The organism is Sphingobacterium sp. LZ11T8 (genome assembly GCF_024261425.1).
GTDB lineage: Bacteria > Bacteroidota > Bacteroidia > Sphingobacteriales > Sphingobacteriaceae > Sphingobacterium.
The window spans coordinates 643,960-662,036 of sequence record NZ_JANBZY010000001.1 but is presented as its reverse complement, the minus strand read 5'-3'; the positions used below and the strand labels follow the sequence as shown (position 1 = coordinate 662,036).

Below are 18,077 nucleotides of genomic sequence, written 5' to 3'. Positions count from 1 at the left end.
CGTTCCATTACCATCTTCCGCTGGCACCACCGCCGCCGAAGCCACCGCCTCCGAAACCTCCGAAGCCGCCGCCTCCACCGCCGCCGAAGCCGCCGCCAAATCCACCACCATCATTATCGCCGCCACCACGGCCCAATGAGTTCAATAATGTCCACCAGAACAGGTCAGATGAACCTCGGCCACCCATTACCTTACCACCGCCATTTTTGCCGCCACCTCCAGATTTGGAAATAATGGAAATTAATATGATGATACCGATTACAATGAATATGATAGGCACTCCACCGCCACCTTCTGTCGAATAGCCGTCCCGAGGGTCAGCCTGATATTCTCCTCTGGTATAGGATATCAATGCATTTGTTCCATTGTCAATGCCTTGGAAATAATCTCCTTGGCGGAAGGCTGGTTTGACCTCGTTCTCAATGATTCGGTAAGCAATGACATCAGGAACTGCACCCTCTAATCCGTAACCCGTACGGATAGTGACTGCACGGTCTCCAAGGGCAACCAAAAACAAGATACCATTATCATATTTCTTGTTTCCTACGCCCCATTGCTTGGCAAGGCGATCCCCATAGTCTGCAATGTCGTAGTCGCCAGTGCTATTCATGACCACGACCGCAATCTGAATACTTGAGGAATCTTCAAATGCCAATAACTTCTGTTCAAGCTGTTTCTTCTGGCTGGAACTCAGGGTATTTGTATAATCCGTTACTAAATCCTTCGCTACAGGAGGAAAATCCTGTGCTATGGCTTGTAAATGAAATATTAAGCCTATAAAAAAGCTGAATAATATACGGGTTGAAAATTTCACAATTTGTGATGTTTTCTGCATAAAATTAAGATTTACCGAAATAAATATCATTCGGAAGTTCATTCACATCATCCGATCTCCGCGGGAAATACCTGCCTAATTGCTCACCGGCCTTTTCGATGCCAGCAATCAAACCACTGACATAATCTCCCTTTCTAAAAGAACCTAACATCAGGTCTTTTGTAGATTCCCAAAAATCCTCCGGAACTTTCTGATCAATACCGGCATCGCCGATAATGGCAAATTGATGGTCATCCGTCGCCAGGTAAATCAATACCCCATTGCGCAATGCCGTCTGATGCATCTTGAGCTTTTCAAAATAATCCTTTGCCAGGTCAATCGCTTCCTTGTCATGAACCCTGCGCTCAACGACCAGACGGATCTCGCCCGATGTCAGGTTCTCCGCTAGGCTTATCGCATGTTCTATTTTCTCTTGTTCTTCTTGATTGAATATCTCCATGAGGCTTTAAAATAGAAAAGATGAATGCAGAAGTGAAAGCCCCCAACATTCATCTTTACGTTATGTCAACAACAATAAAAATTCATTAAAACTGCACTGTAGGCGCTTTGTCAGAACCTTCAGTCGCTTTAAATGTTCCTTTTGCCTTGAATCCAAAGATTCCTGCCATAATGTTGTTCGGGAAGCTACGAACAGTGGTGTTGTAATCCTGAACCGCTTCATTGTAGGCTCTACGCTCTACGGAAATACGGTTTTCAGTACCCTCCAACTGTGCCTGTAACTCCTGGAAATTCGCATTCGCTTTCAAGTCCGGATAAGATTCTACGCTTACCAATAATCGTCCGATGGCCTGCGAAAGTCCATCTTGGTTTTGTTGGAAATTAGCAATCGCTTCCTCGCTCAAATTGTTTGGATCTACTTGTACGGAAGTCGCTTTTGCACGAGCCTCTGTTACAGCGGTCAATGTACCTTGTTCATGCTGTGCAGCTCCTTTTACGGTGTTTACTAAGTTAGGGATCAAGTCCGCTCTACGTTGGTAGGCGTTTTCAACTTGTGCCCATTTTCCTTTTACATTTTCGTCCTTGGATACCATGGTGTTGTACCCACAAGAACTGAAAGAAAGAGCAGTTAATAAACCTACAAATACGATTAATAATCTTTTCATGTGTAATGTTTTTACAAGTAATATTTAAAAGTAAGAATTTGTTTTCACAAAAAAGCAATATCAAATGACATACCAACTCTTCCTAAACACGAAATTCTGTCAGTTTTTGGTATCTTTGCCAAGATTTTTGGGATAAAACCCCAACAGACTATGCAAAAAGAAATTGAAATTGCCATTAGTCCTGATTTAGTTCAGGATGAGAACCGAATCCGCGCTGAAGGAGCCAAAAAACTTCGTGTTCCAACTCATAAAATCGATGGTTTCCATATCCGTAAGCGTTCCATAGACGCTCGTGGAAAGCAAGTGCTCTTCCGTATGCGGGTCGTCTTCTTTATCGACGAACCTGTACAACTCCCTGATTACCATACTGCACTTAAAAACGTAAAGGACGCTAAGCCCGTGATTATCATCGGCGCCGGTCCTGCAGGACTGTTTGCTGCCTATCGCTGCATTGAATTGGGGCTGAAACCTATCGTGCTGGAAAGAGGGAAAAAAGTGCAGGACCGGAGAAGGGATCTTGCCAAGATCAATCGCGAAGGCTTCGTCAATCCGGAATCCAATTATTGTTTTGGTGAGGGTGGTGCCGGAACCTATTCCGATGGTAAGTTGTACACTAGATCCAATAAACGTGGCGATGTGCAACAGGTCCTTTCCATCTTTGTGGAACATGGTGCAACCGAGGACATCTTAGTAGATGCCCGACCGCATATTGGAACCAATAAATTGCCACATATCATCGAGAGTATCCGTGAAAGAATCATTGAAATGGGCGGTGAGGTTCATTTCGATTGTAAAGTCACAGATATATTAGAGCAGTTCGGCAAGGTAGAAGGGGTTAAGACCGAAAGTGAAGGGATCATAAAAGCAGATCATGTGATCGTCGCAACGGGCCATTCCGCACGCGATATCTTTGAGCTGTTCCGTTCAAGAAATTGGCTGTTGGAAGCAAAACCTTTCGCCCTGGGTGTTCGCATCGAACATCCCCAAGCGGTCATTGATTCAGCCCAATACCATTGCTCCATCCGTCCGGAGAACCTTCCGCCAGCATATTACAGTCTGGTCGAACAAGTGGACGGCCGTGGTGTATTTTCATTTTGTATGTGTCCCGGAGGTATTATCGCTCCATGTGCCACTGATCAGGATGAAATCGTGGTAAATGGCTGGTCTCCTTCCAAAAGAAATAATCCGCATGCCAATTCAGGTACCGTCATCCAGATTAACCTGGAGGATGTTGTGGGTTCAGATCAAGATCCGTTTGCCCTATTGGAATTTCAGCGACAGATTGAACAGAAAGCCTTTCAACTGGGCGGAGGCAATCTCGTTGCCCCAGCACAGCGAATGGTGGACTTCGTACAGAACAAAGTTTCCCTTGATCTTCCCGAGAATTCCTATAAACCCGGAACACGTTCGGTAGATCTGCGTGAAGTGTTGCCAAAATTTGTGCATACCGCATTACAAGGGGCATTACCGATCTTTGGAAAGAAGATGAAAGGGTATTATAGTAATGAAGCAATTTTGGTAGGGGTAGAGTCCAGGACATCATCACCGATACGCATTCCAAGAGATAAAGATAGTTTGCAACATCCGCAAGTCGCTGGTTTATACCCATGTGCAGAAGGTGCTGGTTATGCAGGTGGAATTGTATCTGCCGCGATTGATGGAATGAATTGTGTGGATGCTATCATGGCCACGCTATAATTTCACAATTATTTGCAAAAATATCACGCTTAATGTTGACAAGAATCAAGTATTATTGTATTTTTGTAGCACTTCAAGCGAAAGTAGCTCAGTTGGTAGAGCACAACCTTGCCAAGGTTGGGGTCGCGAGTTCGAATCTCGTCTTTCGCTCCAAACAAAAGCTTCCAAATATTGGAAGCTTTTGTTATTTTAGGGAATGGCTACTTATAAATCCAAATGGGATAATTTTTACCTCCTGATCCTTTTTGCAATCTTAATACCAATGTTTACGGGGATTTTGGCTATATCGAAAGCACCCTTGTCAAAGTATTTGACAGTCCTTCCAACCTTAGTAGCCTGCGTTCTCGTCTTTTATCTGATTACTTATTTCACGACCTCCTATAAAATCGATTCTGAATATTTAAGATATCGCTGCTTAGTGTTTTTTGGAAAGGTCAAGGTCGATTCGATTAGGCGCATTGAGGTTGGCAAAAATTTATATAGCGGAATGAAACCAGCAACCGCCATGAAAGGTCTGATTATCTATTATGATAAATATGAAGAGGTCTATATCTCGCCAATAGATAATGAGGAAGTTGTCAATGCCCTCCTGAAAATCAATCCCCAGATTGAAGTTAGTTATCATAACAAGAAGCAGGATTAGAAGCTATATTTTAGCGGTTTTCATTGGGCAGGGTAATAAAAGAGGGGTGAGGTGGATGGATGGAATTTTGGCTAAAATGGTTGGGTCATATTGAGGTTCATCAGAAGTATCTCGGAAAAATGCAAACCTTTAAAATCAAAAATAACATAGATTGTATTGGCTTTCAGTTCCTGCACCTTAGGTGCAGGATGACACGTTCGTATAGAGAAGAACCGTACAGATTCTTCACTCATCGTTCAGAATAGCAGTTGTGCAAGAGAGGGATTCAGAGTGTCAACGAAGAATCTATTTTTATTTTTTTTAAGGAAAATCGGTCATTCCAAATCGCAAGATGAGGAAACCATTTTTTATTGCTTTGGCCCAATATGAGGGAATTATTAAAAAATATTTCACCCACACTGTGGGTTATCCGATTAACAATCCGATTTACTACAAAGATGTCACCCCTTCCAGGGGTTCCCAATTTATACAAACAACCATCCTTCCGCAGGAAGTCCTTTAGCATCCGGCTCATTTCCTTGGCGGAAAAATGGTTAGAATGCCGTCGACTTGTGCGATGGGATTGGCCTTGGAATGCTTTCAATAGATCATCCCTTTTAATGGGTTGATCTATTGAAAGATATTCCCGACAACAAGGCATTCTATCCATGTGTGGGAGCCCGTGCGAAAAGCCACCTTAAATGGGCCGAAGCCTTTACGGATTCGATTTGTTTTTGGTATCCGTGAGCTCCTTCGTCGGTTTGGTACTTTTGGGCTTCAAAAGTAACGAAGAACCTAAATTTTGTTTTTTTCTTAACTTAATGACATTGCCCTCTGGAGTTCGGAAAATTAACAAACATCATCTACTCCTTCTTTATCCCCAACTTCATTAAACTCGGCGTCATAAACGATATTATACCCAATAACACACATAGTACACCTGCAATAATAAATGCATTGGCTACGCCAATATGATCTGCAATGTTTCCGGCGAACAACAACCCGATCAGACTTGGGATGATTGCAAAACTGAAATACAGGGAAAATACCCTGCCCAACATTTCCGGAGCAATCTCTTCTTGGATGATGGTCATAAATACCGCATTGAATATCGACATGGATGCTCCACCTATTCCTGTCAATACCACAAAAACCATAAACATGGACGCTGGTAACAGACCGGAAAACACAAAGGTCAATCCCAGTAGGATATGCATATAATTGATCAGAAGGATCTTTCTGAAGGAAACCTTAAATGCACTCAATGCAGACCCTCCCACCAACATACCTACTCCCCAGATAACTTCAATCACGCTCATTTCAAATTTATCTCCTTTGAAATGTTCGATGGTCAGTAAGGGGAACATAATGGCAACTGGCAGGATGCCCATCATGGCAATGATGGAGTATAAAAACATCCGGTTTAGGCCTTTGTTCTGGTGGATGGCCAAGAAACCCAGCTTCAGGTCTCCCCAAACCTGCCTTAATGAGGCTTTACTTTCCGACTTGAAATATGGAATGCTGATGAACAAAAGGCTAGTGATCGCTACTGCTGCACCCAATACATCGAGGTAAATGACCTGGTTGATCGGTAGGTTGGCAATGGCCAAGGCTCCCAATGCAGGTCCGGCAATGGCACTGACAGAATGCAAGATCTGGTTCACACCTGAAACGCGCAACAGCTGGTCCTCTGGCACCAAAAGCGGAGCGATTGCCTGCATTGCTGGCTGGTGAAATGCAGAGCCTATGGAACGACAGACCATCAGCAGATAGATCAGCGATAGATTGATGTTTCCATCCTTCAGGGCGAAAGTCATCATGAAAGTACAGCAGGCAATGAAAGCATCTGCAAATATCATGACTTTCTTCCTGTCCCAACGGTCGATATACACGCCAGCAAATGGACCGATAATGGCCTGGGGCAATAGACCCGAAATGGCGGCAAAGGCAAGGACTTCCGCCGACCTGAACTCAAGGCTCAGCCAGATAATCATTGCAAAATTGACGGCAGAGCTACTTATCAAGGAGACAAATTGCCCTACCCATATATAGATATAGGTTTTAAACCAATGTTTCTTTTCCATGAAATAAAATTGAAATGTTTGTACCTGCAGCTAAAAGGAAATTAGCTGATTCATTAAACCGCGTAAGATTTATCTAACTCAGTAAATCCAAGGGTCCATAAAGAATAGTGCAAATTGGCAAGTGCTCATATGGCAAATATAAACCAAAGAGGCTGAAGTTCAAATGTTTTGAGAAAAATACTTTCCTAGAGAGGCGAAAATGGAAATGGGATTAAGGTATTCGTGAAAACTGATGACACAAAAAAAAGCGTCTTAACTTTCGCCAAGACGCCTTTATACTAAAACTACACTACTATTATTTTCTTTCTAATCCTTTTGCTACCAAGGCTTCTACAAAGTTCCTTACGTTTTCATCAGAGAACCTCGATGTAACGTCAAAAGCAAAGGCATGAACCAACAGGATACGTGCGCTCTCTTCACCGATACCGCGAGCACGTAAGTAGAACAATGCATCATCATCAAACTGTCCCATGGTACAACCATGTGAACATTTAACATCATCTGCAAAGATCTCAAGCTGTGGCTTGGTATAGATAGTCGCCTTGTCGCCGATCAACATGTTGTTGTTCTGTTGAAAGGCATTTGTTTTCTGCGCATCTTCTCGAACGAAAATCTTACCGTTGAAAACAGCTGTAGATTCGTCCTGTGGAATATTTTTGTACCATTCGTATGATTCACAATGAGGTTTCATGTGATCTACGATGGTATGGTTGTCTACAAATTGATTGTCAGCCAATAAGTTGATCCCGTAAAGGTGCGATTCAACCTGTTCAGCGTCCAAACGAACGTTTAGATCATTGCGTACAAAGGCTACACCTGGGAAATTACAGTTGTAGTTGTTGTACAAGCTGTGTTTCGTTTGGTAAACCTCGGTATGGTTGATGTAATGGCTGTTATTTGAAGCTAACTGCAAATAATAGTGTTGCATCTTCGCATTTTCTTCAACGACAATCTCGGTAACCTTGTTGTTCAGGTTGAATGCCGAACCATCCATTGTGATAAAGGATTCGATGATTTCAACTTCAGCATTCTGCTCAAGGATATATAGATTACGGGTCTGTGCAAAGAAATCCTGGTTCCCTGTAGCGACATGGACGATTTGGATAGGCTTTGAAACCACCTTATTGCGATTCACCTGCAGGAAGATTCCCGAAGTGTGAAAAGCAGTGTTCAGGGCTACCGTCGTGCTTCCTGTTGCATCTGCATGTTTTGCAAAGTGCTCTTGGAATTTCGGCTCATTTTGAGCCTCTTCGATAGGTTTTACGATCAAGCCGATCTCATCTTCCAAGGAAGAGAATGCCAAAACATATTGACCATTGATCAGCACAATGCGGTGTGCATCCAATCCAGGGATGTCCGCTGCGCTTAGATCTAAATTTGAAACATCCACATCCTCGTTCAACAGATAGTTCCTGTTGATCAAAGCATGGATATTCGTGTATTTCCAGTCCTCATTCTTTACAGTAGGGAATCCAAGATCATGAAAACGGCTGTAAGCCTCTTCGCGAAGAGCTTTTACCGCTGCCGTATCATTGCTTGTTTCCAGTTCCTGAAATGTTGAAGTCAACTGTTGGAATAAGGAGTTTGCTACTAATGTACTCATGTTATTTGTTGTCAATCCGCTCATTACCTCGTTTCTTAATACAACTGATTAGGCATTTTGCGTATCTAATTCTTTTAACCAGTCGTAACCTTTTTCTTCTAATTCAAGTGCCAATTCTTTTGTTCCCGATTTTACAATGCGACCATTGTGCAATACGTGTACATAATCCGGCACGATATAATCCAACAAACGTTGGTAGTGTGTAATCACGATAAATGCATTGTCCTTAGAGCGCAATTGGTTTACACCATTCGCTACGATTCGCAATGCGTCGATATCCAGACCTGAATCCGTTTCGTCCAAAATAGAAAGCTTTGGATTCAACATGGCCAATTGGAAGATCTCGTTACGTTTTTTCTCTCCTCCCGAGAAACCTTCGTTCAAGGAACGGTTTGCTAGGTTAGCAGAAAACTCTACCAATTGTTGTTTTTCTTTTACCGTCTTCAAGAAGTCTTTCGCTTCCATTGGAGGTAAACCTTTGTATTCTCGGATATCATTTACTGCTGTCTTCAAGAAGTTGATGTTTGAAACTCCTGGGATTTCAACAGGATATTGGAAAGCCAAGAACAAACCTTCGCGAGCACGGTCTTCAGGAGAAAGCTCCAATAGATCCACTCCGTCTAGGAATGCTTCACCTTCCGTCACCTCGTAAGAGTCACGTCCCGCTAATACATTTCCTAATGTACTCTTTCCAGCTCCGTTAGGGCCCATGATGGCATGAACTTCGCCGGCCTTAACTTCTAAATTCAGTCCTTTTAATATTTGTTTATCGTCGATTGACGCATGCAAATTCTTAATGCTTAACATATTCTATTCTATATTTCTATCCTACCGATCCTTCTAATGAGATCGCTAATAATTTCTGTGCCTCAACGGCAAATTCCATTGGTAATTGATTTAATACTTCTTTCGCATAACCATTGACGATAAGCCCTACGGCTTTCTCCGAATCAATACCGCGTTGGTTCAAGTAGAATACTTGGTCTTCCCCGATCTTGGAAGTGGTTGCTTCGTGCTCTAGGGTAGCAGTCTTGTTCTTGCTCTCGATATATGGGAAAGTGTGTGCTCCACATCTGTCGCCAATCAATAAACTATCACATTGGGTGAAGTTCCTTGAGTTGTCTGCATTTGGTCCGATCTTAACCAATCCACGGTAGCTGTTGTGGCTCTTGCCGGCAGAGATACCTTTGGAAATGATTTTTGAACGCGTATTTTTTCCTAAGTGGATCATTTTGGTACCTGTATCTGCAAGTTGCATGTTACGGGTCATCGCCACGGAGTAAAATTCGCCTACAGAATGGTCTCCCTTCAGGATTACTCCTGGATACTTCCAAGTGATGGCAGATCCCGTTTCAACCTGTGTCCAAGAGATTTTCGAGTGATCACCTTTACAGATACCACGCTTGGTCACGAAGTTATAGATTCCGCCCTTTCCGTCTTTATCACCAGGATACCAGTTCTGTACAGTTGAATATTTGATCTCTGCATTACGCATAGCAATTAGTTCAACAACTGCAGCATGCAATTGGTTTTCATCACGCATCGGTGCTGTACAACCTTCAAGGTAAGATACATAGGCATCCTCATCAGCGATGATCAATGTGCGCTCGAACTGTCCCGTGTTTTCTGCGTTGATACGGAAGTACGTGGAAAGTTCCATTGGGCAGCGAACGCCTTTAGGAATGTATACGAAAGATCCGTCCGAGAAAACAGCTGAATTCAGGGCCGCATATATGTTATCGGTTTGAGGAACTACGGTTCCCAAATATTGTTTTACTAGTTCAGGGTGTTCTTGTACGGCTTCTCCGAAGGAACAGAAGATAACCCCTTGTTCTTTCAGTTTTTCACGGAACGTGGTTTTCACAGATACCGAATCAAATACTGCATCAACTGCTACTACCCCAGCAAGTACCTTCTGTTCGTCCAGGGGGATACCCAATTTGGCAAAAGTTGCCAATAATTCAGGGTCCACTTCGTCCAAACTATCAAGTTGTTTTTTAGGTTTTGGGGCAGCGTAATAGGAAATGTCCTGGAAATCTACTTCAGGGTTCTTGAAGTTTTGCCAAGTCGGCATGCTCATTTTTAAGAAATGTTGGAAAGCCTTCAGTCTCCACTCCAATAACCATTCCGGTTCGTTTTTCTTCTTCGAAATCAAACGGATGGTATCTTCATTAAGACCTTTTGGAGCGATCTCCATCTCAATGTCGGTCGTAAAACCGTACTTATATTCTTCGAGCTCTAACTCTTTTAATAAATCGTCGTCTTTTGTGCTCATATCTCTTTCACTTTAATGATGGGTTCTTTCCCATTGGTTTTGATTTGCAAAGTTACGGTTTATAATGCAGAAAAAAGCTTGTTTTGTGTTCAACCTACACAGTAAACCGCAAAAAAAATGACAAATGTCATTTCTTCTGCATTAAAGGCTATTTAGAATGATTACATTATGACAATAGAATGATTGATATAAATAAAATCAATTGAATGTCAGTCAATAGATTGAGTCGGTCTATATTAGACCCCGCCAATAATTCAGAAATACATTTTGTGTTAAACCAAATATTATTTTGTATATTTACTATTCTTTAATTTTATTGAAAAGCCTATGTCTTACCAACCAGATAAAACGGACTTGAAGATTCTAAAGCTTCTTCAGGAGAACGGAAGGATAACTAATTTACAGCTGGCGACCAATATTGGTCTCTCGCCTGCCCCTACATTGGAGCGGGTCCGTAAATTGGAGAACTCTGGTTTCATCAAGAGTTACCATGCTTTTGTCGATGAGGAAAAGCTAGGATTAGGAATAAAATCATTCATTCAGATCTCCCTTGATTTCCATACCCATAATGCCATTCCTGAATTTGTGGAAGCCGTTCGTGCCATTCCCGAAGTGACCGAATGCCACCACGTAACAGGTAACTGCGACTTCATGCTGAAAGTATATGTTAAAGACATTAAGGCATATGAGGCGGTAATCATGGAGAAGATTTCGAAGATTCCTTTTGTGAAGACTTTCCAAACCATGATGATTATGTCCACCAGTAAAAAAGAACCAATTGTACCATTAGAATATTAATCTTTAAAGATGGCATATCAAGATTCTGCAATCATATTGACATGGCCAGATGCTACCATCCGTGGAGATGAAAAATGGATGATGTTTTTCAAAAAAATTGGTATTGTCAAAAATTTAAACTTCAAGGTTGGGCATACCGGTGTTGTCTTGGTAAATCACCAGACGGGCGAGTTGCTCTTTTATGATTTTGGCCGCTATATAACCCCCCGAGGTTACGGAAGGGCACGATCGAAGGATTCCGACCCAATGCTGGAGATCAAGGTCAAGGCTAAGTTCAAGAATGGCCAGATCGAAAACATCCAAGAGATCATTGCTGCAATCGAACCCTTAAAAGGTGCCATGTATGGTGAGGGAAGGGTCTTTTTCAGCGTGGCCAGCGATATCAACTTTGAAATCGCCAAGGATTATGGTGATAAATGCGTAGAGGAGGGTACATACCCCTATGGCGCTGTCGCTAAGAATAACAACAACTGTTCCCGATTCATTACCAGGATGTTGATGAAGGCTTCCAAGAAATATCATTTCTGGCACGGTATCAACCTGCCGGAAACCATTAAAGCGAGCCCTATCAGCAATATCGTGAATGTTTGCAAGAGCAGGATGGTGAACAGCTATAGCCCTTCGGACGGGTTTCAGTCATTCAAGATGGACCGTTGGAAGTCTTTCTTTTTTCTGGTTAAACAGCTGGGAGATAATGTGTTCAGGAACAAGGCGGATCTACTGCCCAATGACTTGATCATCGGTGCCGTTAATTTTGGGTCTAAACCTATCACCGTTCCTAAACATGCGAAATATCTTGGCGGCGTTGGTGATGGGGCATGGTACTACCTTCACGAAAGACCGGATGCGCAGATTGAGATCAGCCGATATTCGACCTTAGGCAACCTGGAATACGTTGTTTTGGGCGAGGCGTCCCAGCCTGTGGATTTTCATGAGGATTGGGAGATTACCTATGATAGCCATCTGATGTTTACCCATATCCTGCAGCATAACCAGAAGATTAGGATCAATCATATTGAAGTCCTCTCTACCGAGGATTATAAATTCAAAAATTTATTGGAAAGGTACGCGTAGCTGCCTAAACTTGCCAATCAATGGCTTGTTTCCCATGTTGTTGCAGGTAACTGTTTGCCTGTGAGAAATGGGCGCATCCGAAGAATCCTCTGTAAACCGATAGTGGTGAAGGGTGTACAGCGGTTAAGATAAGGTGCTTGCTGCTATCGATCAATGCTGATTTCTTGATGGCATAGCTTCCCCACAGTAAGAATACGACATGTTCGCTCTGCTCTGATATCCCTTTGATGATCTCATCCGTAAAATATTCCCATCCTTTCTTCTGGTGCGAACCGGCTTCGTGTGCTCGAACCGTTAAGGTTGCGTTCAAGAGCAAAACGCCTTGTTTGGCCCATTTTGTCAGATCGCCATGGTTCGGGTATTGAAATCCTGGAATGTCAGTCACCAATTCGGTATAGATGTTTCTTAAACTGGGTGGTATGGCAATTCCAGCAGGGACCGAAAAAGACAGCCCATGTGCCTGGCCATCGTTATGATAGGGGTCTTGGCCCAAGATAACTACTTTCAGGTTTTGAAAAGGGGTCAATTTGAAGGCGTTAAAAACCAGGTCCTGCGGAGGAAAAACCTTGTGCAGGCTTCTTTCCTTTATTACAAACTCGGATAAATCCTGTAAGACAGTGCTGTTGAATAAAGGCTTAATGATAGGTTCCCAAGAAGAATCAAAACGGTCAGACATATGTTTATATAAAATTTTACATTATTTTGCTGTAAACAAGTTGGATACTACGGCAATTTAACGGATATTTGCAAACTTACAGTATTAAGCATAATTATGTCAAATATAGTTCGCATTATAATTTGTAGTTTGTTGGTGATCGGAACGGTTGCATTGTTCTGGATTGGTCAATGGGGCTGGGGGATTTTAGCAATCCTGATTACTATTTTAGCTTGGGTAACCGTGTTCTTCAATGAGAAGATGCTTATCGCCCAATGGTTCTTGCGCAAAGAACGTATGGACAAAGCTGAAGTTTGGTTGAAGAAAATCAAGAACTACGAAACGGAATTGATCTCTGCTCAATATGGTTACTACCATATGCTTTTGGGCTTGATCGAATCTCAAAGAGCACCTTTACAATCAGAGAAATATTTCAAGAAAGCCTTGACAATGGGCTTGCATATGGATCATAACGTGGCATTGGCCAAGTTAAGCCTTGCTGGTATCGCTATGGCAAAACGTAATAAGCGCGAAGCTGAAAAGCTTCTGGCCGAAGCTAAGAAAGCTGATAAAAACAAATTGCTGGAAGAGCAGATCAAATTGATGAAAAACCAAATGGGAATGATGGACAAACAACAGTTCCGTTATTCTAGATAACAAAATATTTAAAAAAGGAAAGGGTGGATTTTTGAAAATCCACCCTTTCCTTTTTTAGACAGTAGACAACAGATTCAAGACATTAGAATGGCTAAGACTGCCAACTATCTCAGTCATTTGGGATAGGGAGCCAGAAAGAGTCTATTGTCTTGTGTCTTATGTCTTATGTCTTGTGTCTATTGTCTATAACCTATTTCTCATTCTCCTTAAGGACTCTCAGGAAGTTCAATCCCATGATCTTAGCGACATCTTCCTTGCTGTAGCCTCTTTCCAGCAATGCTTTTGTGAGGACCGGGAATTTGGTGACATCTTCTAGTTCCTGAGGCGGAGATTCAATGCCATCAAAGTCGGATCCTATGGCTACATGGTCGATGCCCGCCTTTGCGACCAGATGGTCTATGTGCTTAAGTACATTTTCAAAAGGGGCATTAGCTTCATGCTTTAGCTTTGGCGAAAGGGAACCATACATCTTGCCTATAGATAATTCCTTGTTTGTACTGTCTTTTTTGTGGGTTTTGTAATAGAGTTTTTTTACTCTCTTCGGGTAGTTGGAATCAAGAAATTCAGAATAAAAATTGACACCTACTACACCACCATTTTTCTTCAGGGCTTCCAATTGCGCATCTTTCAGGTTGCGATAATGTGGCGTCAATGCTGCTGCATTGCTGTGGGAGACCAATACTGGTTTGCTTGTGATACTCAAAACATCATAAAATGTTTGTTCACCGGCATGGGAAAGGTCGACCATCATACCGAGGTCGTTCATCTTACTGATAATTTCCTTGCCATGTTCCGTCAAGCCTTTTCCTTTTTTGTCCTTGGTCTTCACTTCCATGGCAGCTGCCGTCACCCAAGGAAGGTTGTAGTTCCAGGTAAGGGTCAGATAGCGGGCTCCACGATCGTAAAGTGCCTCCAGATAATCAAGGCGTTCCTCAATCATATTGCCGCCTTCTATTCCAATCAATGCAACGATCTTTCCCTCTCTGTTGATGCGTTCTATATCTGTAGAACTCTTTGCCAGTTCGATCTTATCCGGATTGTTGGCAATCAATTTCTCTAAGGCATCAATTTGGTCGTTCGCATGTTTGTAGGCATTCTTCTTCCATTTCTTGTCATCGGACCAAACGGCAAATACCTGAACATCCACTCCACCTTCTTTCAGTCTGGGTAGATCGGTATGACCGGTTTTTATTCTTTTGCCGATGTCCTTGCCAGGCAATATGCTTTCGACGATCACATCATTGTGCCCATCCACAACGATCAGGTCTTGATGTATCTGTTTATAATCCTGCCCCATACTGGCAAAAATAGAACCCCCGAGAAGGAAGGTCAATAAAAACTTCTTTTTCATTATTTAGCGTTAAAAATGGTTTCATAGATGACATCCTGTATACGACTCCTAACGTTCAGATCATAGATTTTTGTAGATACCTGCGGATGTACTCTATTTGACAAAAATATATAAATCAATTGGTTATTCGGATCTACCCATATACAAGTCCCTGTATAACCGGTATGGCCATATACAGATGGATTTGCCAATTTAGAAGGGTAGTCTGCGACTTTCTTAGGGTCATATCGGTCGAAACCCAAACCTCTGCGACTTGTTTTCGACTGTTTGGAGGTGAAAAGATCGATGGTCTCCGGTTTATAATACCTCACGCCCCCATATTCGCCTCGATTCAGCAATAGCTGTCCGTAGATAGCAAGGTCATTTGCAGAAGCAAACAGGCCCGCATGTCCAGCCACTCCACCGGCCATGGCTGCACCCTCATCATGCACATATCCTTGCAACAGGACCTTCCGAAAGGCGGTGTCCTGTTGGGTAGGAATGAATTGGTCCTTGTTGAAACGATCTCTCGGAAGATATCCCGCGGTCTTCATCCCAATGGGCCTGTACAAAATATCTTGGACATAGTCCTGCATTGGAGTGGAAGTTTCATGTTCAGAGACTTCCTTCATTACATACATGCTGATGTCTGAATAGACATAGTTTCCGATTGGCTTAACCGGAGAATTCAACATCTCTGGCCACATAACATCTCGGTAGTAATTATTCTTTAGATAGGCATTGTCAGCGACCTTGACTTGATGGGAATCATCTTTTGTGCGTTGAAGGTCACCAGGTTTCAGGTTCCTGTAGAACGGGATAAAAGGAGTAAAACCAGCCTCATGTAAAAGTACGGTCCTGAGGGTAATATTGGCTTTATTGCTCTGTTTCGCTTGCCATAGGTAATGTCCCATGGTGCTATCCAGATTGATGATGTTGTTTTCCTGTAAGTGCATCACAACAGGCGTCGTGCCGGCAATTTTACTGATGGATGCTAAGTCATAGATATCATAAATGCTATTGGCCTGCTTCTTTTCGTAGGTATGGTAGCCATACGCCTTTTCAAAGATTACCTGACCATCTTTTATGGCCATGACCATCATCCCCGGAGCGGCATGCTGCTCAACAGCATCCTTCGCAATGGCATCGATCTGATTGGTCATTTTGGCGATGTCCAGGCCTGACTGTCTGCCTTTGCTGTACTGTAGTCGGGTTTGCGTTGTTTTATTCGTTCCGGCAGTGATACCTAACCCACCGAAGATGGACATTGCCGCATTCTCCTGGGCACCTTCATCTAAGCTAGGTGCTGTTAAGATGCTGGCAAATCGGCTTAGGTTGGCAGAAGACAAGCCTATATTGATGTAATTGATATCCTTCCCGAATTTACAGAGAATGACATCCTTTCGATTTACGGCAGATTGAATGACCATCGCCAATTGATCCGGTCTAAACTCGTCTTCCGTACCAGCAACGATAATAGTATTGTAGTATTTCGTATGTTCATCATATTGGTCAAAACCAAAGCTCTTTACTTCACCATATCGCTGTAATTGCTGAATAAAGGGTGCATATTTTACACTGTCCGTACTGATGACCGCTATTCTGCGTTCATCCAAACGCTTGAAGGGCAGGATGTTCTTTTGGTTGTTCAGAAGAACCGTTTGATTGCTGATGACCTGTTTATACTGAGCTTGACTAATGGAATACCCGCATAACAGGAATATTGTAAGGAGGTTTAAAAAGCGAATCATAATTGTTTTTAGGATTTCTTATTGTAAATGTACTAATAAAACGCACAAACACGCATTCCCGACCTGTAATAATTCTGTATATTTGAGAATGCCCGAACTGATGGACAATAAAACCGTTTTCACTCTCCTAGAGGTGTCCCGAAGCATTCAAAAGACGATTGCTGAGCGATACAAGAGTCTTTATTGGATTAAAGCGGAGATGAACAAATTGAACCATTATTCCCATTCAGGCCATTGCTACCCCGAACTACTAGAGAAAAAAGAAGGTAAGGTGGTTGCTGAAATGCGGTCTATTTTATGGAAAATGGATTATGAACGCATAAACAGGCAGTTCATGGAAGTACTTGGAGAACCCTTAAGGGAAGGTATTACCATGCTATTCCAGGCGGGTATATCCTACGATCCGCTGTACGGCTTCAGTCTGAAGATTATTGATATCGATCCTACCTTTGTGCTTGGAGAACTGGAAAAAGAGAAAAGGGAAAGCATCAAGAAACTGACCGAAGAAGGTATATTTGACGCCAATAAAAGGCTTCCATTCCCTCTCATCCCTAAGCGATTGGCCATTATCTCTGTTGAGACCAGTAAGGGGCTTTCCGATTTCTTTAAAATTATCAACGGTAACCCTTGGGGCTATAAAATTGAATGCACGCTCTTTCCTGCCTTATTGCAGGGGGATAAATCCATCAGCTCCATTATTAAGCAATTGGAGGTCATTGCTAATAAATTAGAAGATTTTGATGCGGTCGCCATCATTAGAGGTGGAGGAGGAGATGTCGGCTTGAGTTCCTATAACAACTATTTCCTGTCCAAGGCCATTGCCATCTTTCCAATTCCTGTACTCACAGGGATAGGTCACTCCACAAATGAAACCGTCAGTGAGATGGTCGCGTATAAGAACGCTATTACGCCTAGCGAATTGGCGGACTTCCTTTTACAGAAGTTCCACAATTTTGCTATCCCTGTGGATAATGCGTTGGAAAGAATGTTGCGAGCAGTTAGAAGGAGCTTTGAAGAAGAAAATCTAAAATTAAAACATATCGTGTCTTCAATTTCTTGGAACAGTAAAACCCTCTTGTTAAAAGATAAAGCGGAATTGAACGGGCTACAGGCCCACTTGATCAGGTTCAGTAGACAGAGCATAAAGGAAAATCAAGCCCAGCTGCAGCATTTGGAAAGAATGCTAGGTATCGTGAATCCCATTCATATATTAAAAAGAGGCTTTAGTATCGTGCGGATGGACGGTAAATCTGTCCACAAGCTGGACCAAGTTGAAATAGGTTCTGAACTGGAAATCCAATTGGAAGACGGAAAGATCATTTCTAAAGTAATAAACAAAGAATCAAACCATGGAAAATAAATACAGCTATAAAGATGCGTTCGAGGAACTTCAACATATTGTTTCAGACATCGAATCTGGTGATATTGCTGTAGATGAGTTGACAGCCAAGATCAATAGGGCATCTGAATTGTTGACTATCTGCAAGGCGAAACTAACAGCTTCAGAAGAAGAAGTAGAAAAACTATTGCAGAAACTGGAGAATGATAACAAAGCTGGGGAAGGTGATTTTGAATAATCACAACAAGCTTTT

Annotated in this window: 17 protein-coding genes and 1 tRNA gene; 8 read left to right on the top strand and 10 right to left on the bottom strand. The window is 42.5% G+C overall.

Annotated elements, in window-relative coordinates; genetic code table 11:
- Positions 1-7: 7 nt before the first annotated feature.
- The 3 genes from NLF99_RS02835 to NLF99_RS02825 all read right to left on the bottom strand — a co-directional run bounded on the left by NLF99_RS02835 (position 8) and on the right by NLF99_RS02825 (position 1,938).
- Positions 8-835: a YgcG family protein gene (locus NLF99_RS02835; RefSeq protein ID WP_185212912.1), complete on the bottom strand. Its 828-nt coding sequence runs from the start codon at positions 833-835 to the stop codon at positions 8-10.
- A gap of 4 nt (positions 836-839) precedes the next feature.
- Positions 840-1,274, bottom strand: coding sequence for a TPM domain-containing protein (locus NLF99_RS02830; RefSeq protein WP_185212913.1), 435 nt, complete (start codon positions 1,272-1,274; stop codon positions 840-842).
- 85 nt (positions 1,275-1,359) lie between these two features.
- On the bottom strand, positions 1,360-1,938 hold the full coding sequence (locus tag NLF99_RS02825; RefSeq protein ID WP_254526649.1) for a LemA family protein: 579 nt from the start codon (positions 1,936-1,938) through the stop codon (positions 1,360-1,362).
- 150 nt (positions 1,939-2,088) lie between these two features.
- Here NLF99_RS02825 and NLF99_RS02820 point away from each other — a divergent pair, with 150 nt between their 5' ends.
- The 3 genes from NLF99_RS02820 to NLF99_RS02810 all read left to right on the top strand — a co-directional run bounded on the left by NLF99_RS02820 (position 2,089) and on the right by NLF99_RS02810 (position 4,279).
- Positions 2,089-3,636, top strand: a complete 1,548-nt coding sequence (locus NLF99_RS02820; RefSeq protein WP_254526648.1) for an NAD(P)/FAD-dependent oxidoreductase — start codon at positions 2,089-2,091, stop codon at positions 3,634-3,636.
- Positions 3,637-3,713: 77 nt separating this feature from the next.
- A tRNA-Gly gene (locus NLF99_RS02815) sits at positions 3,714-3,789 on the top strand.
- A 43-nt stretch (positions 3,790-3,832) separates the two neighbouring features.
- Positions 3,833-4,279 carry a PH domain-containing protein gene (locus NLF99_RS02810; protein ID WP_308214523.1) on the top strand — a complete coding sequence of 149 codons (447 nt, stop codon included), beginning with the start codon at positions 3,833-3,835 and terminating at the stop codon, positions 4,277-4,279.
- Between the two features lie 842 nt (positions 4,280-5,121).
- Here NLF99_RS02810 and NLF99_RS02805 read toward each other — a convergent pair.
- The 4 genes from NLF99_RS02805 to sufB form a co-directional block, all read right to left on the bottom strand.
- A complete protein-coding gene (locus NLF99_RS02805) occupies positions 5,122-6,342 on the bottom strand; it encodes an MFS transporter (RefSeq protein WP_254526647.1) in 1,221 nt (406 codons plus the stop codon).
- A 295-nt stretch (positions 6,343-6,637) separates the two neighbouring features.
- The gene (sufD, locus tag NLF99_RS02800) at positions 6,638-7,945 is read right to left on the bottom strand and encodes a Fe-S cluster assembly protein SufD (RefSeq protein WP_185212918.1); all 1,308 of its coding nucleotides are present in this window, start codon (positions 7,943-7,945) and stop codon (positions 6,638-6,640) included.
- 48 nt (positions 7,946-7,993) lie between these two features.
- Positions 7,994-8,752 carry a Fe-S cluster assembly ATPase SufC gene (gene sufC, locus NLF99_RS02795; protein WP_185212919.1) on the bottom strand — a complete coding sequence of 253 codons (759 nt, stop codon included), beginning with the start codon at positions 8,750-8,752 and terminating at the stop codon, positions 7,994-7,996.
- A 16-nt stretch (positions 8,753-8,768) separates the two neighbouring features.
- Complete coding sequence (gene sufB / locus NLF99_RS02790) at positions 8,769-10,220, bottom strand: Fe-S cluster assembly protein SufB (RefSeq protein WP_254526646.1); 1,452 nt, start codon at positions 10,218-10,220, stop codon at positions 8,769-8,771.
- A 327-nt stretch (positions 10,221-10,547) separates the two neighbouring features.
- Between sufB and NLF99_RS02785 the strand changes: the two genes are divergently transcribed.
- Together NLF99_RS02785 and NLF99_RS02780 are read left to right on the top strand one after the other, a co-directional pair.
- Positions 10,548-11,018, top strand: coding sequence for an Lrp/AsnC family transcriptional regulator (locus tag NLF99_RS02785; protein WP_093101265.1), 471 nt, complete (start codon positions 10,548-10,550; stop codon positions 11,016-11,018).
- A 9-nt stretch (positions 11,019-11,027) separates the two neighbouring features.
- Positions 11,028-12,092: a DUF6695 family protein gene (locus NLF99_RS02780; RefSeq protein WP_254526645.1), complete on the top strand. Its 1,065-nt coding sequence runs from the start codon at positions 11,028-11,030 to the stop codon at positions 12,090-12,092.
- A gap of 4 nt (positions 12,093-12,096) precedes the next feature.
- Here the strand turns inward: NLF99_RS02780 and ung are convergent, their stop codons facing one another.
- A complete protein-coding gene (gene ung / locus NLF99_RS02775; RefSeq protein WP_254526644.1) occupies positions 12,097-12,768 on the bottom strand; it encodes a uracil-DNA glycosylase in 672 nt (223 codons plus the stop codon).
- Positions 12,769-12,864: 96 nt separating this feature from the next.
- Between ung and NLF99_RS02770 the strand changes: the two genes are divergently transcribed.
- A complete protein-coding gene (locus NLF99_RS02770; protein ID WP_185212923.1) occupies positions 12,865-13,404 on the top strand; it encodes a DUF2892 domain-containing protein in 540 nt (179 codons plus the stop codon).
- A gap of 190 nt (positions 13,405-13,594) precedes the next feature.
- Here NLF99_RS02770 and NLF99_RS02765 read toward each other — a convergent pair whose 3' ends face one another.
- Positions 13,595-14,755, bottom strand: a complete 1,161-nt coding sequence (locus tag NLF99_RS02765) for a dipeptidase (RefSeq protein WP_254526643.1) — start codon at positions 14,753-14,755, stop codon at positions 13,595-13,597.
- The gene (locus tag NLF99_RS02760; RefSeq protein WP_254526642.1) at positions 14,755-16,485 is read right to left on the bottom strand and encodes a serine hydrolase; all 1,731 of its coding nucleotides are present in this window, start codon (positions 16,483-16,485) and stop codon (positions 14,755-14,757) included. Before NLF99_RS02760 ends, NLF99_RS02765 begins: the two co-directional genes overlap by 1 nt.
- 88 nt (positions 16,486-16,573) lie before the next feature.
- Here NLF99_RS02760 and xseA point away from each other — a divergent pair, with 88 nt between their 5' ends.
- Together xseA and xseB are read left to right on the top strand one after the other, a co-directional pair.
- Positions 16,574-17,845, top strand: a complete 1,272-nt coding sequence (xseA, locus tag NLF99_RS02755) for an exodeoxyribonuclease VII large subunit (RefSeq protein ID WP_254526932.1) — start codon at positions 16,574-16,576, stop codon at positions 17,843-17,845.
- A complete protein-coding gene (gene xseB / locus NLF99_RS02750) occupies positions 17,835-18,062 on the top strand; it encodes an exodeoxyribonuclease VII small subunit (protein ID WP_185215793.1) in 228 nt (75 codons plus the stop codon). The genes xseA and xseB overlap by 11 nt, the downstream gene beginning before the upstream one ends.
- Positions 18,063-18,077: the final 15 nt, after the last annotated feature.

What these genes read in the sequence shown, in the direction of transcription:
- NLF99_RS02835 (WP_185212912.1), bottom strand. Translation starts at nt 835, where the DNA reads ATGCAGAAAACATCACAAATTGTGAAATTTTCAACCCGTATATTATTC.
- NLF99_RS02830 (WP_185212913.1), bottom strand. Translation starts at nt 1,274, where the DNA reads ATGGAGATATTCAATCAAGAAGAACAAGAGAAAATAGAACATGCGATA.
- NLF99_RS02825 (WP_254526649.1), bottom strand. Translation starts at nt 1,938, where the DNA reads ATGAAAAGATTATTAATCGTATTTGTAGGTTTATTAACTGCTCTTTCT.
- NLF99_RS02820 (WP_254526648.1), top strand. Translation starts at nt 2,089, where the DNA reads ATGCAAAAAGAAATTGAAATTGCCATTAGTCCTGATTTAGTTCAGGAT.
- NLF99_RS02810 (WP_308214523.1), top strand. Translation starts at nt 3,833, where the DNA reads ATGGCTACTTATAAATCCAAATGGGATAATTTTTACCTCCTGATCCTT.
- NLF99_RS02805 (WP_254526647.1), bottom strand. Translation starts at nt 6,342, where the DNA reads ATGGAAAAGAAACATTGGTTTAAAACCTATATCTATATATGGGTAGGG.
- sufD (WP_185212918.1), bottom strand. Translation starts at nt 7,945, where the DNA reads ATGAGTACATTAGTAGCAAACTCCTTATTCCAACAGTTGACTTCAACA.
- sufC (WP_185212919.1), bottom strand. Translation starts at nt 8,752, where the DNA reads ATGTTAAGCATTAAGAATTTGCATGCGTCAATCGACGATAAACAAATA.
- sufB (WP_254526646.1), bottom strand. Translation starts at nt 10,220, where the DNA reads ATGAGCACAAAAGACGACGATTTATTAAAAGAGTTAGAGCTCGAAGAA.
- NLF99_RS02785 (WP_093101265.1), top strand. Translation starts at nt 10,548, where the DNA reads ATGTCTTACCAACCAGATAAAACGGACTTGAAGATTCTAAAGCTTCTT.
- NLF99_RS02780 (WP_254526645.1), top strand. Translation starts at nt 11,028, where the DNA reads ATGGCATATCAAGATTCTGCAATCATATTGACATGGCCAGATGCTACC.
- ung (WP_254526644.1), bottom strand. Translation starts at nt 12,768, where the DNA reads ATGTCTGACCGTTTTGATTCTTCTTGGGAACCTATCATTAAGCCTTTA.
- NLF99_RS02770 (WP_185212923.1), top strand. Translation starts at nt 12,865, where the DNA reads ATGTCAAATATAGTTCGCATTATAATTTGTAGTTTGTTGGTGATCGGA.
- NLF99_RS02765 (WP_254526643.1), bottom strand. Translation starts at nt 14,755, where the DNA reads ATGAAAAAGAAGTTTTTATTGACCTTCCTTCTCGGGGGTTCTATTTTT.
- NLF99_RS02760 (WP_254526642.1), bottom strand. Translation starts at nt 16,485, where the DNA reads ATGATTCGCTTTTTAAACCTCCTTACAATATTCCTGTTATGCGGGTAT.
- xseA (WP_254526932.1), top strand. Translation starts at nt 16,574, where the DNA reads ATGCCCGAACTGATGGACAATAAAACCGTTTTCACTCTCCTAGAGGTG.
- xseB (WP_185215793.1), top strand. Translation starts at nt 17,835, where the DNA reads ATGGAAAATAAATACAGCTATAAAGATGCGTTCGAGGAACTTCAACAT.